Origin of the sequence: Pseudomonas sp. MWU16-30323 (assembly GCF_020515595.1) — a bacterium.
GTDB lineage: Bacteria > Pseudomonadota > Gammaproteobacteria > Pseudomonadales > Pseudomonadaceae > Aquipseudomonas > Aquipseudomonas yamanorum.
Window position 1 is genome coordinate 372,691 of the sequence record NZ_JAIWYM010000001.1, and the last position, 20,470, is coordinate 393,160.

The 20,470-nt window shown below is 61.5% G+C and carries 19 protein-coding genes and 1 pseudogene; 8 read left to right on the forward strand and 12 right to left on the reverse strand.

The genetic code is table 11. The features are described from left to right. Positions 1 to 5 precede the first annotated feature (5 nt). Positions 6 to 1,697 carry an EAL domain-containing protein gene (locus LIY45_RS01740; protein WP_226475113.1) on the forward strand — a complete coding sequence of 564 codons (1,692 nt, stop codon included), beginning with the start codon at positions 6 to 8 and terminating at the stop codon, positions 1,695 to 1,697. A gap of 155 nt (positions 1,698 to 1,852) precedes the next feature. Here LIY45_RS01740 and LIY45_RS01745 read toward each other — a convergent pair whose 3' ends face one another. Beyond that, a complete protein-coding gene (locus LIY45_RS01745) occupies positions 1,853 to 2,602 on the reverse strand; it encodes a transporter substrate-binding domain-containing protein (RefSeq protein WP_226475114.1) in 750 nt (249 codons plus the stop codon). A gap of 133 nt (positions 2,603 to 2,735) precedes the next feature. Here LIY45_RS01745 and dnaX point away from each other — a divergent pair, with 133 nt between their 5' ends. The 5 genes from dnaX to LIY45_RS01770 all read left to right on the forward strand — a co-directional run bounded on the left by dnaX (position 2,736) and on the right by LIY45_RS01770 (position 8,391). Then, a complete protein-coding gene (dnaX, locus tag LIY45_RS01750) occupies positions 2,736 to 4,790 on the forward strand; it encodes a DNA polymerase III subunit gamma/tau (RefSeq protein ID WP_226475115.1) in 2,055 nt (684 codons plus the stop codon). Between the two features lie 43 nt (positions 4,791 to 4,833). Next, on the forward strand, positions 4,834 to 5,172 hold the full coding sequence (locus tag LIY45_RS01755) for a YbaB/EbfC family nucleoid-associated protein (protein ID WP_003193199.1): 339 nt from the start codon (positions 4,834 to 4,836) through the stop codon (positions 5,170 to 5,172). 140 nt (positions 5,173 to 5,312) lie between these two features. After that, a complete protein-coding gene (locus tag LIY45_RS01760; RefSeq protein WP_226475116.1) occupies positions 5,313 to 6,347 on the forward strand; it encodes an NADP-dependent oxidoreductase in 1,035 nt (344 codons plus the stop codon). 65 nt (positions 6,348 to 6,412) lie between these two features. Continuing rightward, positions 6,413 to 7,015, forward strand: coding sequence for a recombination mediator RecR (gene recR / locus LIY45_RS01765; protein ID WP_003219049.1), 603 nt, complete (start codon positions 6,413 to 6,415; stop codon positions 7,013 to 7,015). A gap of 227 nt (positions 7,016 to 7,242) precedes the next feature. Further along, positions 7,243 to 8,391: an acyl-CoA dehydrogenase family protein gene (locus LIY45_RS01770; RefSeq protein WP_226475117.1), complete on the forward strand. Its 1,149-nt coding sequence runs from the start codon at positions 7,243 to 7,245 to the stop codon at positions 8,389 to 8,391. A gap of 163 nt (positions 8,392 to 8,554) precedes the next feature. Here LIY45_RS01770 and LIY45_RS01775 read toward each other — a convergent pair whose 3' ends face one another. After that, positions 8,555 to 9,103: an adenine phosphoribosyltransferase gene (locus LIY45_RS01775; protein ID WP_076017210.1), complete on the reverse strand. Its 549-nt coding sequence runs from the start codon at positions 9,101 to 9,103 to the stop codon at positions 8,555 to 8,557. Between the two features lie 80 nt (positions 9,104 to 9,183). Continuing rightward, positions 9,184 to 9,918 (reverse strand): fumarate/nitrate reduction transcriptional regulator Fnr, encoded by a 735-nt coding sequence (fnr, locus tag LIY45_RS01780; RefSeq protein WP_003219044.1) that lies wholly within the window; start codon positions 9,916 to 9,918, stop codon positions 9,184 to 9,186. 153 nt (positions 9,919 to 10,071) lie between these two features. Between fnr and LIY45_RS01785 the strand changes: the two genes are divergently transcribed. Then, on the forward strand, positions 10,072 to 10,560 hold the full coding sequence (locus tag LIY45_RS01785) for a hypothetical protein (protein ID WP_226475118.1): 489 nt from the start codon (positions 10,072 to 10,074) through the stop codon (positions 10,558 to 10,560). 3 nt (positions 10,561 to 10,563) lie between these two features. On the opposite strand, the gene hemN is transcribed toward LIY45_RS01785, so the two are convergent. The 7 genes and pseudogenes from hemN to LIY45_RS01820 all read right to left on the reverse strand — a co-directional run. Continuing rightward, positions 10,564 to 11,946: an oxygen-independent coproporphyrinogen III oxidase gene (gene hemN / locus LIY45_RS01790; protein WP_226475119.1), complete on the reverse strand. Its 1,383-nt coding sequence runs from the start codon at positions 11,944 to 11,946 to the stop codon at positions 10,564 to 10,566. 103 nt (positions 11,947 to 12,049) lie between these two features. Continuing rightward, on the reverse strand, positions 12,050 to 12,733 hold the full coding sequence (locus LIY45_RS01795) for a sulfite exporter TauE/SafE family protein (protein WP_017477178.1): 684 nt from the start codon (positions 12,731 to 12,733) through the stop codon (positions 12,050 to 12,052). Then, a complete protein-coding gene (gene ccoS / locus LIY45_RS01800; protein WP_003219033.1) occupies positions 12,726 to 12,944 on the reverse strand; it encodes a cbb3-type cytochrome oxidase assembly protein CcoS in 219 nt (72 codons plus the stop codon). The genes LIY45_RS01795 and ccoS overlap by 8 nt, the downstream gene beginning before the upstream one ends. A gap of 22 nt (positions 12,945 to 12,966) precedes the next feature. Continuing rightward, positions 12,967 to 15,417, reverse strand: a complete 2,451-nt coding sequence (locus LIY45_RS01805) for a heavy metal translocating P-type ATPase (protein WP_226475120.1) — start codon at positions 15,415 to 15,417, stop codon at positions 12,967 to 12,969. Between the two features lie 135 nt (positions 15,418 to 15,552). After that, positions 15,553 to 16,092 carry a FixH family protein gene (locus LIY45_RS01810; protein ID WP_017477180.1) on the reverse strand — a complete coding sequence of 180 codons (540 nt, stop codon included), beginning with the start codon at positions 16,090 to 16,092 and terminating at the stop codon, positions 15,553 to 15,555. 14 nt (positions 16,093 to 16,106) lie between these two features. Further along, complete coding sequence (ccoG, locus tag LIY45_RS01815) at positions 16,107 to 17,522, reverse strand: cytochrome c oxidase accessory protein CcoG (RefSeq protein WP_226475121.1); 1,416 nt, start codon at positions 17,520 to 17,522, stop codon at positions 16,107 to 16,109. Between the two features lie 207 nt (positions 17,523 to 17,729). Continuing rightward, positions 17,730 to 17,840: pseudogene (locus LIY45_RS01820) on the reverse strand (VapC toxin family PIN domain ribonuclease); the annotation flags it as partial. 697 nt (positions 17,841 to 18,537) lie between these two features. On the opposite strand from LIY45_RS01820, the gene LIY45_RS01825 reads away from it, so the two are divergent. Then, positions 18,538 to 19,209 carry a hypothetical protein gene (locus tag LIY45_RS01825; RefSeq protein WP_226475122.1) on the forward strand — a complete coding sequence of 224 codons (672 nt, stop codon included), beginning with the start codon at positions 18,538 to 18,540 and terminating at the stop codon, positions 19,207 to 19,209. A gap of 100 nt (positions 19,210 to 19,309) precedes the next feature. On the opposite strand, the gene ccoP is transcribed toward LIY45_RS01825, so the two are convergent. Both ccoP and LIY45_RS01835 read right to left on the reverse strand, forming a co-directional pair. Beyond that, the gene (ccoP, locus tag LIY45_RS01830) at positions 19,310 to 20,287 is read right to left on the reverse strand and encodes a cytochrome-c oxidase, cbb3-type subunit III (protein WP_226475123.1); all 978 of its coding nucleotides are present in this window, start codon (positions 20,285 to 20,287) and stop codon (positions 19,310 to 19,312) included. Continuing rightward, on the reverse strand, positions 20,284 to 20,469 hold the full coding sequence (locus LIY45_RS01835; protein WP_008437575.1) for a CcoQ/FixQ family Cbb3-type cytochrome c oxidase assembly chaperone: 186 nt from the start codon (positions 20,467 to 20,469) through the stop codon (positions 20,284 to 20,286). The genes ccoP and LIY45_RS01835 overlap by 4 nt, the downstream gene beginning before the upstream one ends. Position 20,470: the final 1 nt, after the last annotated feature.

A 20,470-nucleotide genomic window follows, 5' to 3' on the forward strand; every position in this document is an offset into this window, starting at 1 on the left:
GACTCATGGACGAGAAATACCGCAGGGCCGTGGATGCAGCCGCCATTTTCTCCGAGACAGACCTGGCGGGCCGCATCACTTACGTCAATGACCAGTTCTGCGGCATGTCCGGCTACGGGCGTGACGAGTTGCTGGGGCAAAACCACCGCATTCTTAGCTCGGGACTGCACCCTGCGGGGTTCTTCCAGGGCATGTGGCAAGCCATCAGCGAAGGCCGGGTGTGGCGTGGGGAAATCTGCAACCGGGCCAAGGATGGAACCCTGTATTGGGTAGACAGCACCATGGTGCCGCTGATTGATGAGACGACGGGGCGGGTGCAGAAGTACGTGTCGATCCGCTTTGATGTCAGCGAAAAGCGCCAGTTGTTGCACACCCTGCAATGGCGGGTCGGCCACGACGTGCTGACCGGCTTGCCGAACCGTGCCTATCTGTCCGAGTTGTTGAACCAGTCCCTGGAATTCTCCCGCAACGAAGACATCCCGCTGGCGCTGTGCATGCTCGACCTGGACGGCTTCAAGGCGGTCAACGATGGTTACGGGCATGCCTGCGGTGATTTGTTGTTGGTGGAAGTGGCCACGCGCTTGCGGGAGATCATTCGCGGCGAGGACGTGGTCGCCCGGCTGGCCGGTGACGAATTTGTCCTGATCCTGCGTTACGTGCGTGATATCGACGAGCTGAACGCCGCCTTGCTGCGCATTCTCAAGGCGATCTCCGAGCCGTACTCGATCCAGGGGGCCGAGCTGAACGTGTTCGCCAGCATCGGCGTCACGCTGTTTCCCCTGGATGACGAGGACGCCGACACCCTGCTGCGCCATGCCGACCAGGCGATGTACGTGGCCAAGCAGAGCGGGCGCAACCGTTACCAGTTGTTTGATGTGTCCCTGGAGCAGGAGGTCAAGGCCAGCCACCAGACCGTGCAGCAGATTCGCCAGGCGTTGGCGGCGGGCCAGTTGTGCCTGCATTACCAACCCAAGGTCAATCTGCGCTGCGGCACGGTGGTGGGGTTCGAGGCGTTGTTGCGCTGGCAGCACCCCGAGCGTGGCCTGGTGGCGCCGGGGGATTTCCTGCCGCTGATCGAGCAGACCGACCTGATTGTCGACATTGGCGAATGGGTGATCGCCCAGGTGTTGGCGCAAATGCATCACTGGCAGGCCCATGGGCACGGGTGGTCGGTGAGCGTGAATATCGCGGCACGGCATTTCCAGCGGGAGGATTTTGTCGAGCGGCTGCAAGAGTTGCTGGAGCAATGGCCCGAGGTGGAGCCGCACCGGCTGGACCTGGAAATCGCCGAGTCGGTGGCCATCGATCATATCCAGCGCGTCACCCAGCACCTGCAAGCCTGCCAGGCGCTGGGCGTGCAGTTCTCCCTGGATGACTTTGGCACGGGCTATTCCTCCCTGAGTTACCTCAAGCGCCTGCCGACCCAGACCATCAAGATCGACAAGTCGTTTGTGCGGGACATCCTGCACGACAAGGACGACCTGGCGTTGACCAAGGCGGTGATCGGCCTGGCCCGTGCGTTTGGCCGCGAAGTGATCGCCGAAGGCCTGGAAACCCTGGAGCATGGCCAGTTGTTGATGCGCATGGGCTGCGAAGTGGCCCAGGGCTATTTCATCGCCCGGCCGATGCCGGCGGAAGACGTACCGGGTTGGGTCGAAGGATTTGCACCGCCGCCGCAGTGGCAAAAGCTCGAGTGAAGTTTACTGTGGCGAGGGAGCTTGCTGTGGCTAGGGAGCTTACTGTGGCGAGGGAGCTTGCTCCCGCTGGAGTGCGCAGCGCTCCCAAAGATCTTGGGGCCGCTACGCAGCCCAGCGGGAGCAAGCTCCCTCGCCACAAGGTAAATCAGGTGATCTTAAGGGGAGGGTGCGCTGTTCCCGATATACAGCTGGATGATTTCATCAATCTCCCCAGACATTTTCATCCGCAGCAACGTGCGCAGGATCTGCTGCCCCGGCACCTGCGGGTCGTTACGCACATAGCACCCCAGGCTTTGCTCCTCGATCACGGCCACCGTATGCAGGCGTTCTGTGGGCGGTAATTGCTGGTTGAAGCGGTCGAGGATCCATTCGTTGATCACCGCATACTTGAAACGTCCGGCCACCAGCTTTTGCAGCACTTGCTCTTCACTGCGGCTGTCTTCGCGGCTGAACTGGCCGCTGGCGAAGCGTGCCTCCAGGGTCGGGTAGCTATAGCCGAGTACCGTGCCGATATGTTGCGGGGCAAGGCTGTCCAGCGCCACTGACAGCGGCGGCACGTGCGCGGTGACCAGCACATTGCGTTGCACCAGCAGTGGAATGCTCCAGGTGAAATCACCGGACAGGTTGTTCAGCCACGCCGGCGTGACGTAGCAGCGCACATCCACATCCCCGCGTTCCATGGCGGTATCGATGCGCGCACGGGGCAGCACATGGAATTTTGCAGGGCGGCCGACCTGGGTGGCCAGGCTCAACATCAGGTCATACAAAATCCCTTGGGTCGGCTGGCCCTGATCGAGTTGCACCATGGGCATGGTCCAGCTGTCGGAAATGGAGAAACGCAGAGGTGCGGGGGCCGCCAGGCTGACCGTGGCAATCATCCACAAGGTGCCCAGGACTGCGCGCATAAACTCTCCGGGTTCAGCCTTTTACAGGCTTGGTTAGACCAGCTTAGTCAGATTAGACGAGCATGCCGGATGCAATTTCCCCCTTGCTCCGCTAGCATTACCCGCTTCCGCTTCCCAGTTGCGACGGTTTTCGATGAGTTATCAGGTTCTTGCACGTAAATGGCGTCCGCGCTCGTTCCGCGAAATGGTCGGCCAGACCCATGTGCTCAAGGCTCTGATCAATGCCTTGGACAGCCAACGGCTGCACCACGCCTACCTGTTCACCGGTACCCGCGGTGTGGGCAAGACCACCATTGCCCGCATCATCGCCAAGTGCCTGAACTGTGAAACCGGCATCACCTCGACGCCGTGCGGTACCTGCTCGGTGTGCCGGGAAATCGACGAGGGGCGCTTTGTCGACCTGATCGAGATCGACGCCGCGAGCCGTACCAAGGTCGAAGACACCCGCGAGCTGCTCGACAACGTGCAGTACGCGCCCAGCCGTGGCCGCTTCAAGGTCTACCTGATCGACGAAGTGCACATGCTGTCCAGCCACTCTTTCAACGCCCTGTTGAAAACCCTGGAAGAGCCGCCGCCCTACGTCAAATTCATCCTGGCCACCACCGACCCGCAGAAACTTCCTGCAACGATTCTGTCGCGGTGCCTGCAGTTCTCCCTGAAAAACATGACTCCGGAGCGCGTGGTCGAGCATTTGACCCACGTGCTGGGCGTCGAGAACGTACCCTTCGAAGACGACGCGCTGTGGTTGCTGGGTCGCGCCGCCGACGGCTCGATGCGCGACGCCATGAGCCTCACCGACCAGGCCATCGCCTTTGGTGAAGGCAAGGTCATGGCCGCCGACGTACGGGCGATGCTCGGCACTCTCGACCACGGCCAAGTGTTCGATGTGCTGCACGCGCTGATCGAAGGCGACGCCAAGGCATTGCTCGAAGCCGTGCGCCACCTGTCCGAGCAAGGCCCGGACTGGAATGGCGTGCTCTCGGAAATCCTTAATGTGCTGCACCGCGTCGCCATCGCCCAGGCCCTGCCTGAAGGTGTCGACAACGGCCACGGCGACCGCGACCGCGTGTTGGCCCTGGCCCAGGCGTTGCCGGCCGAAGATGTGCAGTTCTACTACCAGATGGGCCTGATTGGCCGGCGTGACTTGCCGCTGGCACCGGACCCGCGCGGCGGCTTCGAAATGGTCCTGCTGCGAATGCTGGCCTTCAGGCCCGCCGACACGGCGGACGCACCGAGACAGCCGCTAAAGCCAGTGGGGATCAGCCAGGCCACAGTTGATTCCGCCAAACCAGTGGCTGGCCCGGCTGTTGTCGCGCCAGTGGTTGCGCCGCCTGCGCCTGTTGCTCCGGCGCCGACCCCGGTGGTCGCTGAGCCGGTGGCGCCTGTGGTCGTGCCTGAGCCGGTGATCGAGCCTGTGCCCGTGGCTGAAGTCGACCTGCCGTGGAACGACCCGGTAGAAGCCGAGGCCGAGCTGCAGCCTGCCGTCGAGCCGGTGCTGGAAACCACCAGTGAGCAGCCTGAACTGACCCCCATGCCCGCGCCGACCCCGGACAGCGTAGTGCCGGACGCCCCCGAGTGGGTTTCGGCCCCGGTGCCGGAGCCGACTGTCGCGCAAGTGGACGCCGCCACCCCGGGCACCGACCTCGACGACGAACCGCCGCTGGACGAAGACTACATCGAGCCAGACATGGATTCGGCCTACAGCTACCTGGACGACCTGGCCAGCGAACACACCGCCGAGCCTGCCCCGGAGCCTGAACCTGAACCCGCTGCCATGCCGGCCACCGGCTTGGCGTTGCAATGGCTGGAGCTGTTCCCGAAACTGCCGATCTCCGGCATGACCGGCAGCATCGCCGCCAACTGCACACTGATTGCCGTGGATGGCGACCATTGGTTGTTGCACCTGGACCCGGCCCACAGCGCCCTGTTCAACGCGACCCAGCAACGCCGGCTCAACGATGCCCTGAACCAGTTCCACGGGCGCACATTGACCATCAGCATCGAGCTGATCAAGCCCGAGCAGGAAACCCCGGCCCAGGCGGCGTCCCGCCGCCGGGTCAACCGCCAGCGCGAGGCTGAAGCGTCGATCCACGGTGATCCGCTCATCCAGCAGATGATGGAGCAGTTTGGCGCGGTGGTGCGGCACGATACTATTGAACCTGTAGAAGCCCCGGTTCAGGCGTCATAAGCCGGGGCCAATCATTGATCCACGTACTTTTGAGGTGATTCCCATGATGAAAGGTGGCATGGCCGGCCTGATGAAGCAGGCACAGCAGATGCAGGAAAAAATGGCCAAGATGCAGGAAGAACTGGCCAACGCCGAAGTCACCGGTAAAGCCGGTGGCGATATGGTCAGTGTGGTGATGACCGGTCGTCACGACATCAAGCGCGTGAGCATCGACCCAAGCGTATTGCCAGGCGTAGGCGAAGACGACCTGGAAATGCTCGAAGCGCTGTTTGCCGCGGCCGTCAACGACGCCGTGCGCAAGATCGAAGCCAACAGCCAGGACAAGATGTCCGGCGTGACCGCTGGCATGCAACTGCCACCGGGTATGAAGCTGCCGTTCTGATCGGCCAGCGCAGCACCGAAAATGCCAGGCCTTGTGCCTGGCATTTTTTTTGTGGGGTAAGCTGATCGAACGCGTAACGCTTGAATGCTGTCTGCACCCTATACCGTTGAATTCAATCACCGATAGAAGGAGCCTCGCTGATGACCGAAGCATTGACCCTCAACCAGCGCATCGTGCTGGTCTCTCGCCCCCACGGCGCACCGGTGCCGGAAAACTTTCGCCTGGAGCGCGTCGCGCTGCCGGAACTGGTCGACGGCCAGGTCCTGCTGAAAACCCTTTACCTGTCGCTCGATCCCTACATGCGCGGGCGCATGAGTGATGCGCCGTCCTACGCCGCGCCGGTGGAAATCGACGAGGTGATGACTGGTGGCGCTGTCAGCCGAATCGAACAGTCCCGCAACCCCAAGTTCGAAGTGGGTGACCTGGTGGTCGGTTCCACCGGCTGGCAGAACCACAGCATCTCCGATGGCCGCAACCTGATACCGGTGCCGAAGGGGCTGGCGAGTCCGTCCATGGCCTTGGGCGTGCTGGGTATGCCCGGCATGACCGCTTACATGGGCCTTATGGATATCGGCCAACCCAAGTCCGGGGAAACCCTGGTAGTGGCGGCCGCGTCCGGCGCGGTGGGCTCGGTGGTCGGCCAGGTGGCAAAGATCAAGGGCCTGCGGGTGGTCGGTGTGGCGGGTGGTGCCGAGAAGTGCCGCTATGTGGTGGACGAGTTGGGCTTTGATGCCTGTGTCGATCACAAGAGCGAAAACTTTGCCGAGGAACTTGCCCAGGCGTGTCCCAAGGGTATCGACATCTACTTTGAAAACGTCGGCGGCAAGGTATTCGATGCGGTCGTGCCGCTGCTGAACGCCAAGGCGCGCATTCCCTTGTGCGGCCTGATCGCCGGCTACAACGCCCATGAAGCCCCCAGCGGTCCCGACCGTCTGCCGGCGCTGCAACGCACCCTGTTGACCAAGCGCGTGCGCATTCAGGGCTTTATCGTGTTCGACGACTACGGCGACCGTCAGCCGGAATTCCTCAGCGCCATGGCGCCGTGGGTGCGGGATGGCAAGATCAAGTTCCGCGAGGACGTCGTTGAAGGCCTGGAGCAGGCGCCTGAAGCCTTTATCGGTTTGCTGGAGGGGCGCAACTTCGGCAAGTTGGTGGTGCACGTCGCACAAGATTGAGCATTTGACGCTAATCCGGGGCGCGGGTATAAACCGCGTCTCGTTGTTTTGTCGGACCTTTCCCCATGAGCTTCAGCCCCCTGATTCGTCAACTGATCGACGCGCTGCGCACTTTGCCGGGCGTGGGCCAGAAAACCGCCCAGCGCATGGCGCTGCAACTGCTGGAGCGTGATCGCAGCGGCGGCTCCCGACTGGCCCAGGCCCTGAGCCAGGCCATGGAAGGGGTAGGCCACTGCCGCCAGTGCCGCACCCTGACCGAGGAAGAACTCTGCCCGCAATGCGCCGACCCGCGTCGCGACGACACGCTGCTGTGCGTAGTGGAAGGCCCGATGGACGTGTACGCGGTGGAGCAGACCGGTTACCGCGGGCGCTACTTTGTGCTCAAGGGCCATCTGTCGCCGCTGGACGGCCTGGGGCCGGAAGCTATCGGTATTCCGCAACTGGTGACGCGGATCGAGGAGCAGGGCACCTTCGTCGAGGTGATCCTGGCCACCAACCCTACGGTGGAAGGCGAAGCGACGGCCCATTACATCGCGCAGTTGCTGACCAACAAAGGCCTGATCACCTCGCGTATCGCCCACGGTGTGCCGCTGGGTGGCGAGCTGGAACTGGTGGATGGCGGGACCTTGGCGCACTCGTTTGCCGGGCGTAAGCCGATCGCTCTGTAGCAAACACCGCAGAACAACATGTGGGAGCTGGGCTTTATGTGGGAGCTGGCTTGCCTGCGATGCAGACAACTCGGTCTTTCAGTTAAACCGAGGTGATGCTATCGCAGGCAAGCCAGCTCCCACATTTGATTTCTACTGTTTGTCAGATCGTCGACAGGCTTGCCCTGAGTCTTGATAACCAAGCAAGCGCTTGGTAAGTTCGCTTCACCTTCCCGTGGAGCTTGCCGATGTCTGCCTATCAGGAATACTTCGACCCCAGCCACCAATTGGTCCGCGACAGCGTGCGCCGTTTCGTCGAGCGCGAGATGTTGCCGGGCATCGAGCAGTGGGAGGAGGCCGAAAGCTTCCCCCGGGAGTTGTACCTCAAGGCCGGTGCGGCGGGGATCCTGGGAATCGGTTACCCCGAAGCCCTTGGCGGCAGTCATGAAGGTGACCTGTTCGCCAAGGTCGCGGCCAGCGAAGAGCTGATGCGCTGCGGCTCCGGCGGTGTGGTGGCGGGGTTGGGCTCACTGGATATCGGCTTGCCACCCATCGTCAAATGGGCCCGGCCTGAAGTGCGCGATCGTGTCGCGCCACAGGTGTTGTGCGGCGAGAAGATCGCCGCCCTGGCCGTCACCGAGCCCGGTGGTGGCTCTGATGTCGCCAACCTGCAAACCCGCGCCGTGCGTGACGGCGACCATTACCGGGTCAGCGGCAGCAAAACCTTTATCACCAGCGGCCAGCGCGCCGACGTCTACACCGTCGCGGTACGCACCGGTGGGCCGGGCTTTGCCGGTATCAGCCTGTTGTTGATCGAAAAGGGCACGCCTGGTTTCACCACCGGTACACCGCTGAAGAAAATGGGCTGGTGGGCGTCGGACACTGCCGAACTGTTCTTCGACGATTGCCGCGTACCGGCCGGCAATCTGATCGGCGTCGAGAACATGGGCTTCGCCTGCATCATGGGCAACTTCCAGAGCGAGCGGCTGGCCCTGGCCTTGATGGCCAACATGACTGCGCAGATGGCCCTGGAAGAAAGCCTCAAGTGGGCGGCCCAGCGCGAGGCCTTCGGCAAACCCATTGGCAAGTTCCAGGTGCTCAAGCATCGCTTGGCGGAAATGGCCACGGCGGTGGAAGTCTCCCGGGAGTTCACCTACCGCCAGGCCGCCAAGATGGCCGCGGGCAAGAGTGTGATCAAGGAGATTTCCATGGCCAAGAACCTCGCCACCGATACCGCCGACCGCGTGACCTTTGATGCCGTGCAGATCCTCGGCGGCCAGGGGTACATGCGCGGCAACCTGGTGGAGCGGCTGTATCGCGACAACCGCATCCTGTCCATCGGTGGCGGGACTCGGGAAGTGATGAACGAAATCATCAGCAAGCAGATGGGCTTGTAGAAAGGGCTTTTGTGGCGAGGGAGTTGTGGCGAGGGAGCTTGCTCCCGCTGGGCTGCGTAGCGGCCCCAAGATCTTTGGGAGCGCTGCGCACTCCAGCGGAAGCAAGCTCCCTCGCCACACAAGCTCCCTGCCACACAAGCTCCCTCGCCACACGAATCCCGGGTTATTGGTCTGTCAGGGCAAACTGCGTCAGGCAGAAGGTAGGAATACCCATGTCTTCCAGGCGCTGGGAACCACCCAGCTCCGGCAGATCGATGATCGCCGCCGCTTCGAAAATCCGTGCGCCCATGCGCCGGGCCAGGTTGGCCGCCGCGATCAGCGTGCCGCCGGTGGCAATCAAGTCATCGAACATCAGCACCGAGTCACCTTCACACAGGCTGTCGGCGTGCACTTCCAGGAAAGCCTCGCCGTACTCGGTCTGGTAACCCTCGGCCAGTACGTCAGCCGGCAATTTGCCTTGCTTGCGGAACAGGATCAGCGGTTTGTTCAACTGATAGGCAATGATCGAACCGATCAAGAAGCCCCGGGCATCCATCGCGCCAATGTGGGTGAAGTCGGCTTCGACGTAGCGGTGTACGAAGGTATCGGCCACCAGGCGCAAAGCCTTGGGCGACTGGAACAGCGGCGTGATATCGCGAAAGATCACCCCAGGCTTGGGGAAGTCGATGACTGGGCGAATCAGGGATTTGATGTCGAACGAATCGAAGACCATCGTCGAGGAGTCCTGGGGAGGAAAACGGACTCGAAGTATACCTGCGGCCCAGCCGATTGGCGCGGCCGCAAGCGTCTGGATCAACCGTCGAGCGAACCGCCAGCGAGGGCGCAGAGCTGGATCGGGTCGAGGATATGCACTTCCTTGCCTTCAGCGGCAATCAGCTCGTTCTGCTGGAAGCGGGTGAATACCCGGGACACGGTTTCCACCGCCAGGCCCAGGTAGTTGCCGATTTCGTTGCGCGACATGCTCAGGCGGAACTGATTGGCCGAGAAACCCCGCGCACGGAAACGCGCGGAGAGGTTGACCAGGAAGGTAGCGATCCGCTCGTCCGCGGTTTTCTTCGACAAGAGCAGCATCATTTGCTGGTCGTCGCGGATTTCCCGGCTCATCACGCGCATCAACTGGCGACGCAATTGCGGTAGCTGCAGGGCCAGTTCATCCAGGCGCTCGAACGGAATTTCACAGACGGACGTGGTTTCCAGGGCCTGGGCCGATACCGGATGAATCTCAGTGTCCATGCCCGACAGTCCCACCAGTTCGCTGGGCAGGTGGAAGCCGGTGATCTGCTCTTCACCGCCATCGCTCAGGCTGAAGGTTTTCAACGCGCCAGAACGTACTGCATAAACGGAGTCAAACTTGTCGCCCTGGCGAAACAGGAACTCGCCTTTTTTCAGTGGGCGACCGCGTTTAACGATCTCGTCCAGCGCTTCCATGTCTTCCAGATTCAACGAAAGTGGCAGGCAGAGGGGCGCCAGGCTGCAATCCTTGCAATGAGCCTGGCTATGAGCGCGCAGTTTAACTGGCTCGGACATTTCTTAAATCCTTGTGGGAAAACACACATAAGACGTAAGGGTACCGCACTGGGGGACGATCAGGCCAGCGTGTACAAAAAAGCAGCAGCGATATAAAGGTTTATGTATCGGCGTCGATACATAGATGTCTCTCTATGAGCTGGAGCTCAGATCATGTCAGTCAGCACTGTCCAAAACCCGCTTATCAACGTGGCCGCAGTGGCCGTTTGGAAGGCTGCTGATGCAGCCAAGGAAAAAGAAGCCGCTGCCAAGGCGCCGGCTCTGGAAACCAAGGCTGCCGAGCCTGCGGTCACTGAGGGCGTGAAGGTGGTCATTTCCGGTGCGGGGATGGGCATGGCCTCGGCAGCGAAATCCTCCAATAGCGATATTGATGAAAGCAGCCTGAGTGACAGCGCCAAGCAGCTGTTGAAGATGATCCGCGAATTGAGAAAGCAGCTGGCCGAGAAGATGGCCGAACTCTCTGCGGCCATGGCTGACACCTCCCTGAGCCCCGAGGCGCGCCAGGCCAAGGTGGCCGGTTTGCAGGGCGACGTGGCGACCATCCAGGCCGGCTTGATGACGGCCCAGACGCAATTGTCCAAAGTCCTGAAAGACGAGCCGCCTCAGGCTCAGATGGAAGCGATGAGCCTGATGGCGAAGTAACACTCAGATGACCCTGGAGAAGCGCTGCCGGTTCTGGTGTTCGAGGTAGGCATCGAACACCATGCACACCGAGCGCACCAGCAGGCGTCCAGCCGGCAATACGCGGATGCCTAGTGGGTCGAGTTCGATCAGCCCGTCCTCGGCCATTGCCTCCAGTTGTGGCCACAGCTCATCGAAATAGCCACGAAAATCAATGTTGAAGGCCTGTTCGATCTTCTCGAATGCCAGGCTGAAATTGCAGATCAACTGCTGAATCACTTCCCGTCGTAACCGATCATCCGTGGTGCACAACAGCCCACGACTGGTGGCCAGTTGCGCGCCGGCCAGGGCGTTCTGGTAGTGGTTCAGGTCGCTGCTGTTCTGGCAGTACAGGTCGCCAATCTGGCTGATTGCCGACACCCCAAGCCCGATCAAATCGCAATGCCCGTGGGTGGTGTAGCCCTGGAAGTTGCGTTGCAGCCTGCCTTCCTCCTGAGCAACGGCCAGTTCGTCGTCCGGCAGGGCAAAGTGGTCCATGCCGATGTAGCGGTAGCCGGCCTGGGTCAATTGTTCGATGGTGGTTTGCAGCATCAGCAGCTTTTCCGCCGGGGTCGGCAGGTCTGCGGTGTTGATCCGCCGTTGGGGCATGAAACGTTCCGGCAGGTGTGCGTAGTTGAACACCGAGAGGCGGTCCGGTTGCAGGCTGATCACTTCCTCCACCGTGCGCGCAAAATTCAGCGGTGTCTGCTTGGGCAGGCCGTAGATCAGGTCGATATTGATCGAACGAAACTGCAGGGTGCGCGCTGCATCGATCACTGCGCGGGTTTCTTCCAGGCTTTGCAGGCGGTTCACCGCACGCTGCACTTCGGGGTCCAGGTCCTGCACGCCAATACTGACGCGGTTGAACCCCAGCTCACGCAGCAGGCCCATGGTCGCCCAGTCGGCCTCCCGTGGGTCGATTTCGATCCCGTAGTCGCCGGAATCATCGTCCAGCAGGTTGAAGTGCTGGCGCAGCCGGCCCATGAGCTGACGCAGTTCGTCGTGGCTGAGAAAGGTCGGGGTGCCGCCGCCAAAGTGCAGTTGCTCCACTGGCTGCCTGGGGTCGAGGTGGCAGGCCACCAGTTGGATTTCCTGCTCCAGGCGTTGCAGATAGGCGTGGGCCCGTCCACGGTCCTTGGTGATGACCTTGTTGCAGGCGCAGTAGTAACAAATATTCGCGCAGAACGGCACATGCACATACAGCGACAATGGCCGTGTGGCCTTGCGACTGTCACGCAGGGCGTGGAGCAGGTCGAAGGTGCCGACCTGGCTGTCGAATTGTACGGCGGTGGGGTACGAGGTGTAGCGCGGCCCCGCCAGGTCGTAGCGGTGAATCAGATCAGTGTCCCAACGAATGGCGTCGAGCATGCGGGCGTTCCCCCGGATTGGCTAGTGGGCCGAGTCTAGGGGCTGGGGGCAGAGGCCATCTTGATTTGCATCAACGGGGAGCGGCGCTATGCCACATGGCCTTTTAATGGCCCATTAGCCAGTGCTGGTGCGGCCCGGGCAAGGTCCAGACGCCGAACAGGATGACCAACAGGCCTCCCGTCATCCGCACGCTACGTTTACGTAACAACGCTGTTACTCGATCAGCGGCTAACCCCGTGGCCAGCAGCACCGGCCAGGTGCCGAGGCCGAAGGCGAGCATCAGCACTGCACTGTCCAGCGCATTGCCCTGGCTGGCTGCCCACAGCAGGGTGCTGTAGACCAACCCGCACGGCAGCCAGCCCCAGAGCGCACCCAGCAGTAACGCCCGGGGCAGGCTGGACACCGGCAGCAAACGGTTGGCGATCGGCTGGATATGCCGCCACAGGCCGCGACCGAGGCTTTCGATACGGGTCAGGCCGCTCCACCAGCCGGCCAGGTACAAACCCATGCAAATCAGCAACAGCCCGGCGAGGATGCGCATGAACATCGCCGCCGGGCTATTGGCCACGGCCCAGCCGGCCAAGCCGATCAACAGGCCGGCGGTGGCGTAGCTGAGGATGCGTCCCAGGTTATAGGCCAACAGCAGGCGAAAGCGCCGACTGCGTTGCTCCTTGGGAATCGCCAGGGTCAGCGCGCCCATCAGGCCGCCGCACATGCCCAGGCAATGGCCGCCGCCCAGCAGGCCGAGGATCACCGCCGAGACCAGCAGGGGCGCCAGTTCAAGCATGGGGCGGGTCCTTGGGCTTGGGCGGTTGCTCAGGGCCGTTGGCTTCGTCGACGGCGGCCAGGTGATTCGGGTCCTGGTCGTCGAACAGCACACTGTGGGCCGGGCCATCGAGGTCGTCATACTGGCCGCTGTCCACCGCCCAGAAGAAGATGTAAATGGCGATGGCCACGATCAACAGCGCCGCCGGGATCATCACGTAAAGAGCTGGCATCTGCACTCCATGCCCGCGCGGCTCAAGCCGGCAGCGGACGGGTTACGGGGGCGGCGCTCACGGCTGGCGTGCTCGGCAGGCGAGTCAGGCGCAGGGCGTTGAGCACCACGGTCAACGAACTGAGGGACATGCCGATCGCTGCCCAGATGGGGGTGATCCAGCCGAGGGCGGCAAACGGCAACATCAGGCCATTGTACAGCCCGGCCCACAGCAGGTTTTCAATGATTACCCGGCGAGTGCGCCGGGCCAGGGTAAAGGCTTGCACCAGAGCGTCGAGGCGGTTCGACAACAGCACCGCGTCGGCACTGGTCTTGGCCAGGTCGGTGGCCGAGCCCATGGCCACGCTGATATCGGCGGCGGCCAGCACCGGCACGTCGTTGACGCCATCACCGAGCATCAGCACCTTGCGGCCTTCCTTGTGCAACTGCTGCAGCATTTGCAGCTTGTCGTCGGGGCGCAGGCCGCCGTGTGCTTCGTCGATGCCCAGTTCAAGGGCGACGCTGGCGACCATTGGCGAGCTGTCGCCCGACAGCAGCAAGGTGCGCCAGCCGCGGGCCTTGCAGGCGGCGAGCAAGGCGGGCGCGTCGCTGCGCAGGCGATCATCCAGGACAAACCAGGCCAGGGCGCCCTCGGTATCGCCCAATAGCAGCCATTGGCCGGCTTCCTGCGGTGGGGCGGGGAGGGCGCAGCCGCTCAGTTCACAGACAAAGCCCGGCTGGCCAATGCGCAACTGGCGGTTACCAACGCGTCCTTCCAGGCCCAGTCCCGGTGTGCTGAGTACTTCATCCGCCGCCAGGGGGGCGCGGCCGAATGCGCGGGCAATCGGGTGTTCCGAGCGTTGCTCCAGCGCGGCGGCAAGGCTCAGGCACTCGTCGCTGCCCAGCACGCTCAACGGGCGAATGGCACGCAAGGCCAGGCGACCTTCGGTGAGGGTGCCGGTCTTGTCGAAAATCACCGTGTCGATCTGGTTCAGGCCTTCCAGCACGTGGCCCCGGGTCAGCAGCAGGCCGAGCTTGTGCAGGGTGCCGGTGGCCGCCGTCAGGGCGGTTGGCGTCGCCAGGGACAGGGCGCAAGGGCAGGTTGCAACCAGCATCGCCAGGACAATCCAGAAGGCCCGTGAAGAATCCAGCTCCCACCATACAAGGCCGATCACCGCCGCCGCGATCAGCGAGCACAACAGGAACCATTGGGCGGCGCGGTCGGCGATTTCCGCCAGCCGGGGTTTCTCTGCCTGGGCCCGTTCCAGCAGGCGCACGATGGCCGACAGGCGCGTGTCGTGGCCCAGGGCGCGGACTTCGACGGTCAGCGCGCCTTCGACGTTGAGGGTACCGGCGGTCACCGCATCGCCGACCTGTCGCGGTTGCGGCAGGTACTCGCCGGTCAGCAGGGACTCGTCGATGCTCGACTGGCCGTCGAGGATGATGCCATCTGCCGGCAGCACCGCACCCGGATGCACCAGCACCCGATCCCCCAAGGCCAGTTCGCTGAGCAGGATCCGCTCACTTTGCCCATCGGCACTCATGCGCAGGCACGAGGCCGGCAACAGGTTGACCAACTGTGCGGTCGCCGCCGCCGTGCGTTCCCGGGCGCGGCGCTCCAGGTAGCGCCCGGCCAGCAGGAACAGGGCAAACATCCCGACGGCATCGAAGTACAGCTCGCCGGTGCCGGTGATGGCGGTCCAGATTCCGGCCAGGTACGCACCACCGATTGCCAGCGATACCGAGACATCCATGGTCAGGTGGTGGGTGCGCAGGTCGCGCATTGCGCCTTTGAAGAAGGGCGCGCAGCTGTAGAACACGATGGGCGTTGTAAGAAACATCGCGACCCAGCGCAGGATTACGTGCAGCTCCGGGCTCAGGTCGATATTGAATTCCGGCCAGGTGGCCATCGTTGCCATCATCGCCTGGAACCACAGCAACCCGGCCACGCCCAATTGACGCAAGGCCAGGCGGTTTTCGCTGGCCAGCTGTTCGGCGGCGCGATCGGCTTGGTATGGGTGGGCGGCGTAGCCGATATGGCGCAACTCGCCGAGCAGTTGGCTCAACGGCAATTGCCCATCGGCCCAGCGCACGTGCAGGCGGTGGTTGGACAGGTTCAAGCGCGCCTCGGCCACTGCGGGCAGGCTGCGCAGGTGTTTTTCGATCAGCCAGCCGCAGGCGGCGCAGCTGATGCCTTCCATCAACAGCGTGGCTTCCGACAGATCGCCGTTGTGGCGTACATAAGGCTTTTGCACATCCGCGCGGTCATACAGCGCCAGCTCGTCCACCCGTTGCACCGGCAGCGCCTCGGGGTTGGCCGAGGCTTCGCTGCGGTGCTGGTAATAGCTTTCCAGGCCGCCGGCGACAATCGCCTCGGCCACCGCCTGGCAGCCCGGGCAACACAGCTCGCGGGGCTCGCCGAGGATCACCGCAGTGAACCGGCTGCCGGGCGGCACGGGCAGGGCGCAGTGGTAGCAGGGGATTGGGGTGGTCATGGCTCAGTTCCGATGATCGTTCCCACGCTCTGCGTGGGAACGCTTCGCTGGACGCTCCGCGTCCGCTCTTGTGACGCGGAGCGTCACGGGATGCATGCCCACGCAGAGCGTGGGAACGATCAAACAGGTGCCGCTCTATTTTTTCAGGTCTTCCGCACCCTGCAGCGGCTCGTCACCCAGCAGCAAGTCCTTGTCATGGCTGACCTGTTCTTCTTCAAACATACGCCAGGTCCTGTCGCCTTCCACCCCCAGCAGTTCGACGAAGCGGCGGCCTTCGACCTTGTCGGTCACTTGGCCGATGTAGCGGCCAGGTTCGCTGTCGCTGCGGGTCAGGATGATCTTGCGGTCCTTCTCCGGCTGGGTCGGCGAAATCAGGTTCAGTTCCAGGGTGCCGGGCCCGCTGTTGCCGGTCAGGTGCACTTCGACTTCGCCGGTCAGCTCGTCCAGGTGCACCTTGGCCCGCAGTTGCAGGGTCTGGGCCAGCAGTTCGCGGTCCAGGGAACGGTTGATGCCTTTGCCCGCCTCATAGTAGTTGTCGTTGACCAGGTTGTCGGGGTTCTTCACCGCGATGGTCACCATGGACAAGGTCAATGTCACCGAACAGGTCAGGATCCCGATGATGATCCAGGGCCAGAGGTGCTTGTACCAGGGGCTTGCGGCAGTAGCTGCGGGCATTGTTCGGCTCTCTATTAACGGACTTGTGGGCCGATGAATCGGCTCTTGGCTTCAATGTGAACGCTGTCGTCATCGGCATCCTTGAGGATGAATTTCACCTCGTTGGTGCTCGACGGCAGTTGCTCCGGTGCGCTCGACAGCTCCACCGGCATGCTGAAGATTTCCCCGGCGGCCACCTTGACCTCGCGCCGGCCTTGCAGCTTGAGGTCCGGCAGGCCTGCGGCATCCAGCACGTAAGTGTGGTCGCGCTGGTCTTTGTTCATGATCTTCAGGCTGTAAACGTTTTCGATCCGCCCCTCGGCGTTTTCGCGGTACAGCACACGGTCCTTGCTGACGTCGAAACCCACCAGCGAGCGCACGAAGAAGGCGGCCACCAACAGGCTGATCATCGCCAGCAACACCAGGGCGTAACCGATCAGGCGCGGGCGCAGCTTATGGGTTTTCTGCCCCGACAGGTTGTGCTCGGTGGTGTAGCTGATCAGGCCGCGGGGGTATTCCATCTTGTCCATGATGTTGTCGCAGGCGTCGATACAGGCCGCGCAGCCGATGCATTCGATCTGCAGGCCGTCACGGATGTCGATGCCGGTGGGGCACACCTGCACGCACATCGTGCAATCGATGCAATCCCCCAGGCCCTCGGCCTTGTAGTCGATGCCTTTTTTGCGCGGGCCACGGGCTTCGCCACGACGCGGGTCGTAGGAAACGATCATCGTGTCCTTGTCGAACATCACGCTCTGGAAGCGCGCATAGGGGCACATGTAGATGCACACTTGCTCCCGCAGCCAGCCGGCGTTGCCGTAGGTGGCGAGGGTGAAGAAGCCGACCCAGAAATACGACCAGCCATCGGCCTGGCCGGTGAAGAAGTCGAATACCAGTTCCCTGATCGGCGAGAAGTAGCCGACGAAGGTCATGCCGGTGACAAAACCGATGATCAGCCACAGGCTGTGCTTGCTGAGTTTTCTCAGGAACTTGTTGGCGCTCATCGGCGCCTTGTCCAGCTTGATGCGCTGGTTGCGGTCGCCTTCGGTGACCTTTTCGCACCACATGAAGATCCAGGTCCACACGCTTTGCGGGCAGGTGTAGCCGCACCAGACGCGGCCGGCATACACGGTGATGAAGAACAGGCCAAACGCCGCCACGATCAGGATGCCCGACAGCAGGATGAAATCCTGGGGCCAGAAAGTCGCGCCAAAAATGAAGAACTTACGTTCCGGCAGGTTCCACCACACGGCCTGGTGCCCCCCCCAGTTCAGCCACACGGTGCCGAAGTAGAGGAGGAACAAACCGGCGCCCCCGAGCATCCGCAAGTTGCGGAACAAACCGGTGAAGGCACGGGTGTAGATTTTCTCCCGCGATGCGTAGAGATCGACAGTGTTGCTTGAATTTTTGGCAGGCGGGGTAACGTTCTGTACCGGTATCTGGTTGCTCATCATTGCATCCCACGGCAGTGGAGATTTGCCTCGGCCAGTACGTGCCAGCCGGGGTCAAAATAGGGGTGTTGCAGTGGCCTAATGATACGCCCCTGATACCCTCCAACGGGTGCGACCTTTGGTCGCGTTGGGGGAAATCTATTGATGGTGTACGTGACCTGGATCAATTGACTTGTGAAGTATGGACGGTTTTTGCAGCCTTACCTGTCATTCGTCCCATGGATTGATCAGCGCGACGCCGCTGGATTGAAAGTCACTGATGTTGCGGGTGACCACTGTCAGCCCATGAACCCGCGCGGTTGCAGCGATTATCGAGTCACAAGTTTTTGGCACCGCTTGTGTCTTGATTGAATTCGCGGCTGGAAATGGTGGTGATGGTCATGGGGGCTAACCTCCTTATGGAGTACGAATGTAGTGACGTTACTACCTGCGGTTTTCTTGATCAATTTCAAATGTAGATGCGTGGCTGGCGGTGACGACTTTTTCGACTAGAAAACAAAACGGCTCCGCCAATCTCCACTGGCGGGGCCGTTTTTTATTACCGCTTTTCCTCACGCGGCGTCTGGCGGCTTTTCCCCATGGGACAGTCTGTAACCATACGCCGCCGGCAAGTGCACCTTGCCGCTTCCCTTGCGACTCCCTGGTGTTGAGTAAGTAAATCAGCAGAGGTCCACGGGCCGGTGTGTGACGTTTTTATAGCTGCTTTTTGCTCTGTTAAAAAGCCTACAACGATTGGTTAGGAAGCTGACGCTTCTGCGATATCAGTTCTTATGCTCAAGAACGCCTTTGTTTACACAGCATGAAACGTTTGTTGTAGGAACGTTAATGGAGTTATTGCCACGCAGGAAATGCCGACGTTGAGATCAACCTGGATCAGCACTCGGCAATGTTTTGCAGCAGCGTGCAGCGTTACCGCGACGAAACCTTTGATAAGGCATCGTTATGCGTTATGCACAGGTCCCTTGCACGCCGATAAATTTACTTAGTTTTGATGTTATTTAAATCGAGGAAACCAATGACCATTCAACGTACTAATGACGCGCAAAATGTTGGTGCCTTTCAATCACCGGCTCCGACGAGGCCAGCGTCCTCTGGTATCAGCGTAGAGCAATTCAGTGGTTGGAATGATTATCGGGTGGCCGACCGTCTACTCAGAGACTTTGATAAGTATGCCGACCCTGCGCAACCAGACTACATCACCCGCGACTCACTACGACAGGTTGCGTATTCCTCTGCGCAGAGTGGCTACAGCAGTGACGACATTAATTTTGCGCGTTCGCTGCTGGAAAATCCTGTACTCATGGAGAAACTCGATGGGTACGGAAAGCATAAGCACGATGGGAAAATCGATCGTGAAAGTATCATAACCGTGGGTCAGAATATGGGGTTTCCCCTGGCCACGATGAGTGATAAAGAGTTAGCGCAACAGCTCCTGAATGAATACGACACCTATTATCCAGATCGCGGTTGGGGTGGGATTGATCGCAGGGAAGGGGTGACATACGGGTCACTGAAAGAGATCGCCGATGGGAAACGTGACGATCGCGGCCCAGATGAAGCGATGGTTGCGCGGGAAATCTTGAGTCGTCCCGCATTGATGGACCAACTAGGTATATCAGATCGGTCTAAATCGGCTGATCGGGGGAAGATCTACGCGGCTATTAAAAAAATGGACCAAGTGCATTAAGAACGGTAACGCCTCGTCCTCGGGGAAGTTGAGTTCCAGCACTATCCCATTACCAAAGCCCCGCGCAGCATTAGCTCCGCGGGGCTTTTGGTTTTAATGCTTACTGCTCCTCAGCTGCCTTGTCCCCATGGGACAGGCTGTAAACATAGGCCGCCAGCAAATGCACCTTGTCATTGCCCTGCAACTGCTCCTGCGCAGGCATCTGGCCCTGACGGCCATAACGGATGGTCTGCTGCAGTTGCGCGAAGCTCGAGCCGTAGATGAACGCGCCCGGGTGGGTCAGGTCAGGTGCGCCCATGGCGGGGGTACCTTTACCGGCGGGACCGTGGCACGCCACGCAGTTGGCGGCGAAGAGTTTCTCGCCGTTGGCCACGTCTGCCTTCGCGCCTTCCGGCAGTTTGCGGCCATCGAGATTGGTCACCACAAAGCCGGCCACATCGGCCACGCCTTGCTCGCCAATGACTTCGGCCCAGGCCGGCATCACCGCGTGGCGGCCTTTCATGATGGTTTCCTTGATGGTGGCCGCGTCGCCGCCCCAGCGCCAGTCGGCGTCGGTCAGGTTGGGGAAGCCGTAGGCCCCCTTGGCGTCGGAACCGTGGCACACCGAGCAGTTGGAGGCGAACAGGCGGCCACCCATCTTCAAGGCTTGCGGGTCCTTGGCCACTTCTTCAATCGGCATGGCGGCGAACTTGGCGAAGATCGGCCCGAACTTGGCGTCCGACTTGGCCATTTCCTTTTCCCATTCGTGCACGCCGGTCCAGCCGGTCTGGCCGTTGGCGAAGGGGGTTTGCTTGTCGTTGTCGAGGTAGTTGTAGCCCGGCAGCAGGCCTTTCCAGTTGCCCAGGCCAGGGTACAGCGCCAGGTAACCGAGGGCGAAGATGATGGTGCCGACGAACAGCATGAACCACCATTTGGGCAGCGGGTTGTCGTACTCCTCGATGCCGTCGAACGAGTGGCCGACGGTTTCATCGGTTTGCTCGGCGCGCTGGCCCTTGCGGGTCGACAACAGCAGCCAGGTCAGGGCGAAAATGGTACCCAGACTGAGGACTGTGACGTACAGACTCCAGAACGTAGTCATTCTTTGTTACTCCTAGACGCTTCTACGACGTGCTTGATGGCTTCGGGATCATCCGCGAAGGGCAGCAACGTCGCGTCTTCAAACTCCGACTTGCGCTTGGGGCTGAACACCCACAACGCCAGGCCGATAAAGGCCACCATCACGACAACGGTGCCCAGGCCTCGAATCATCCCGATATCCATC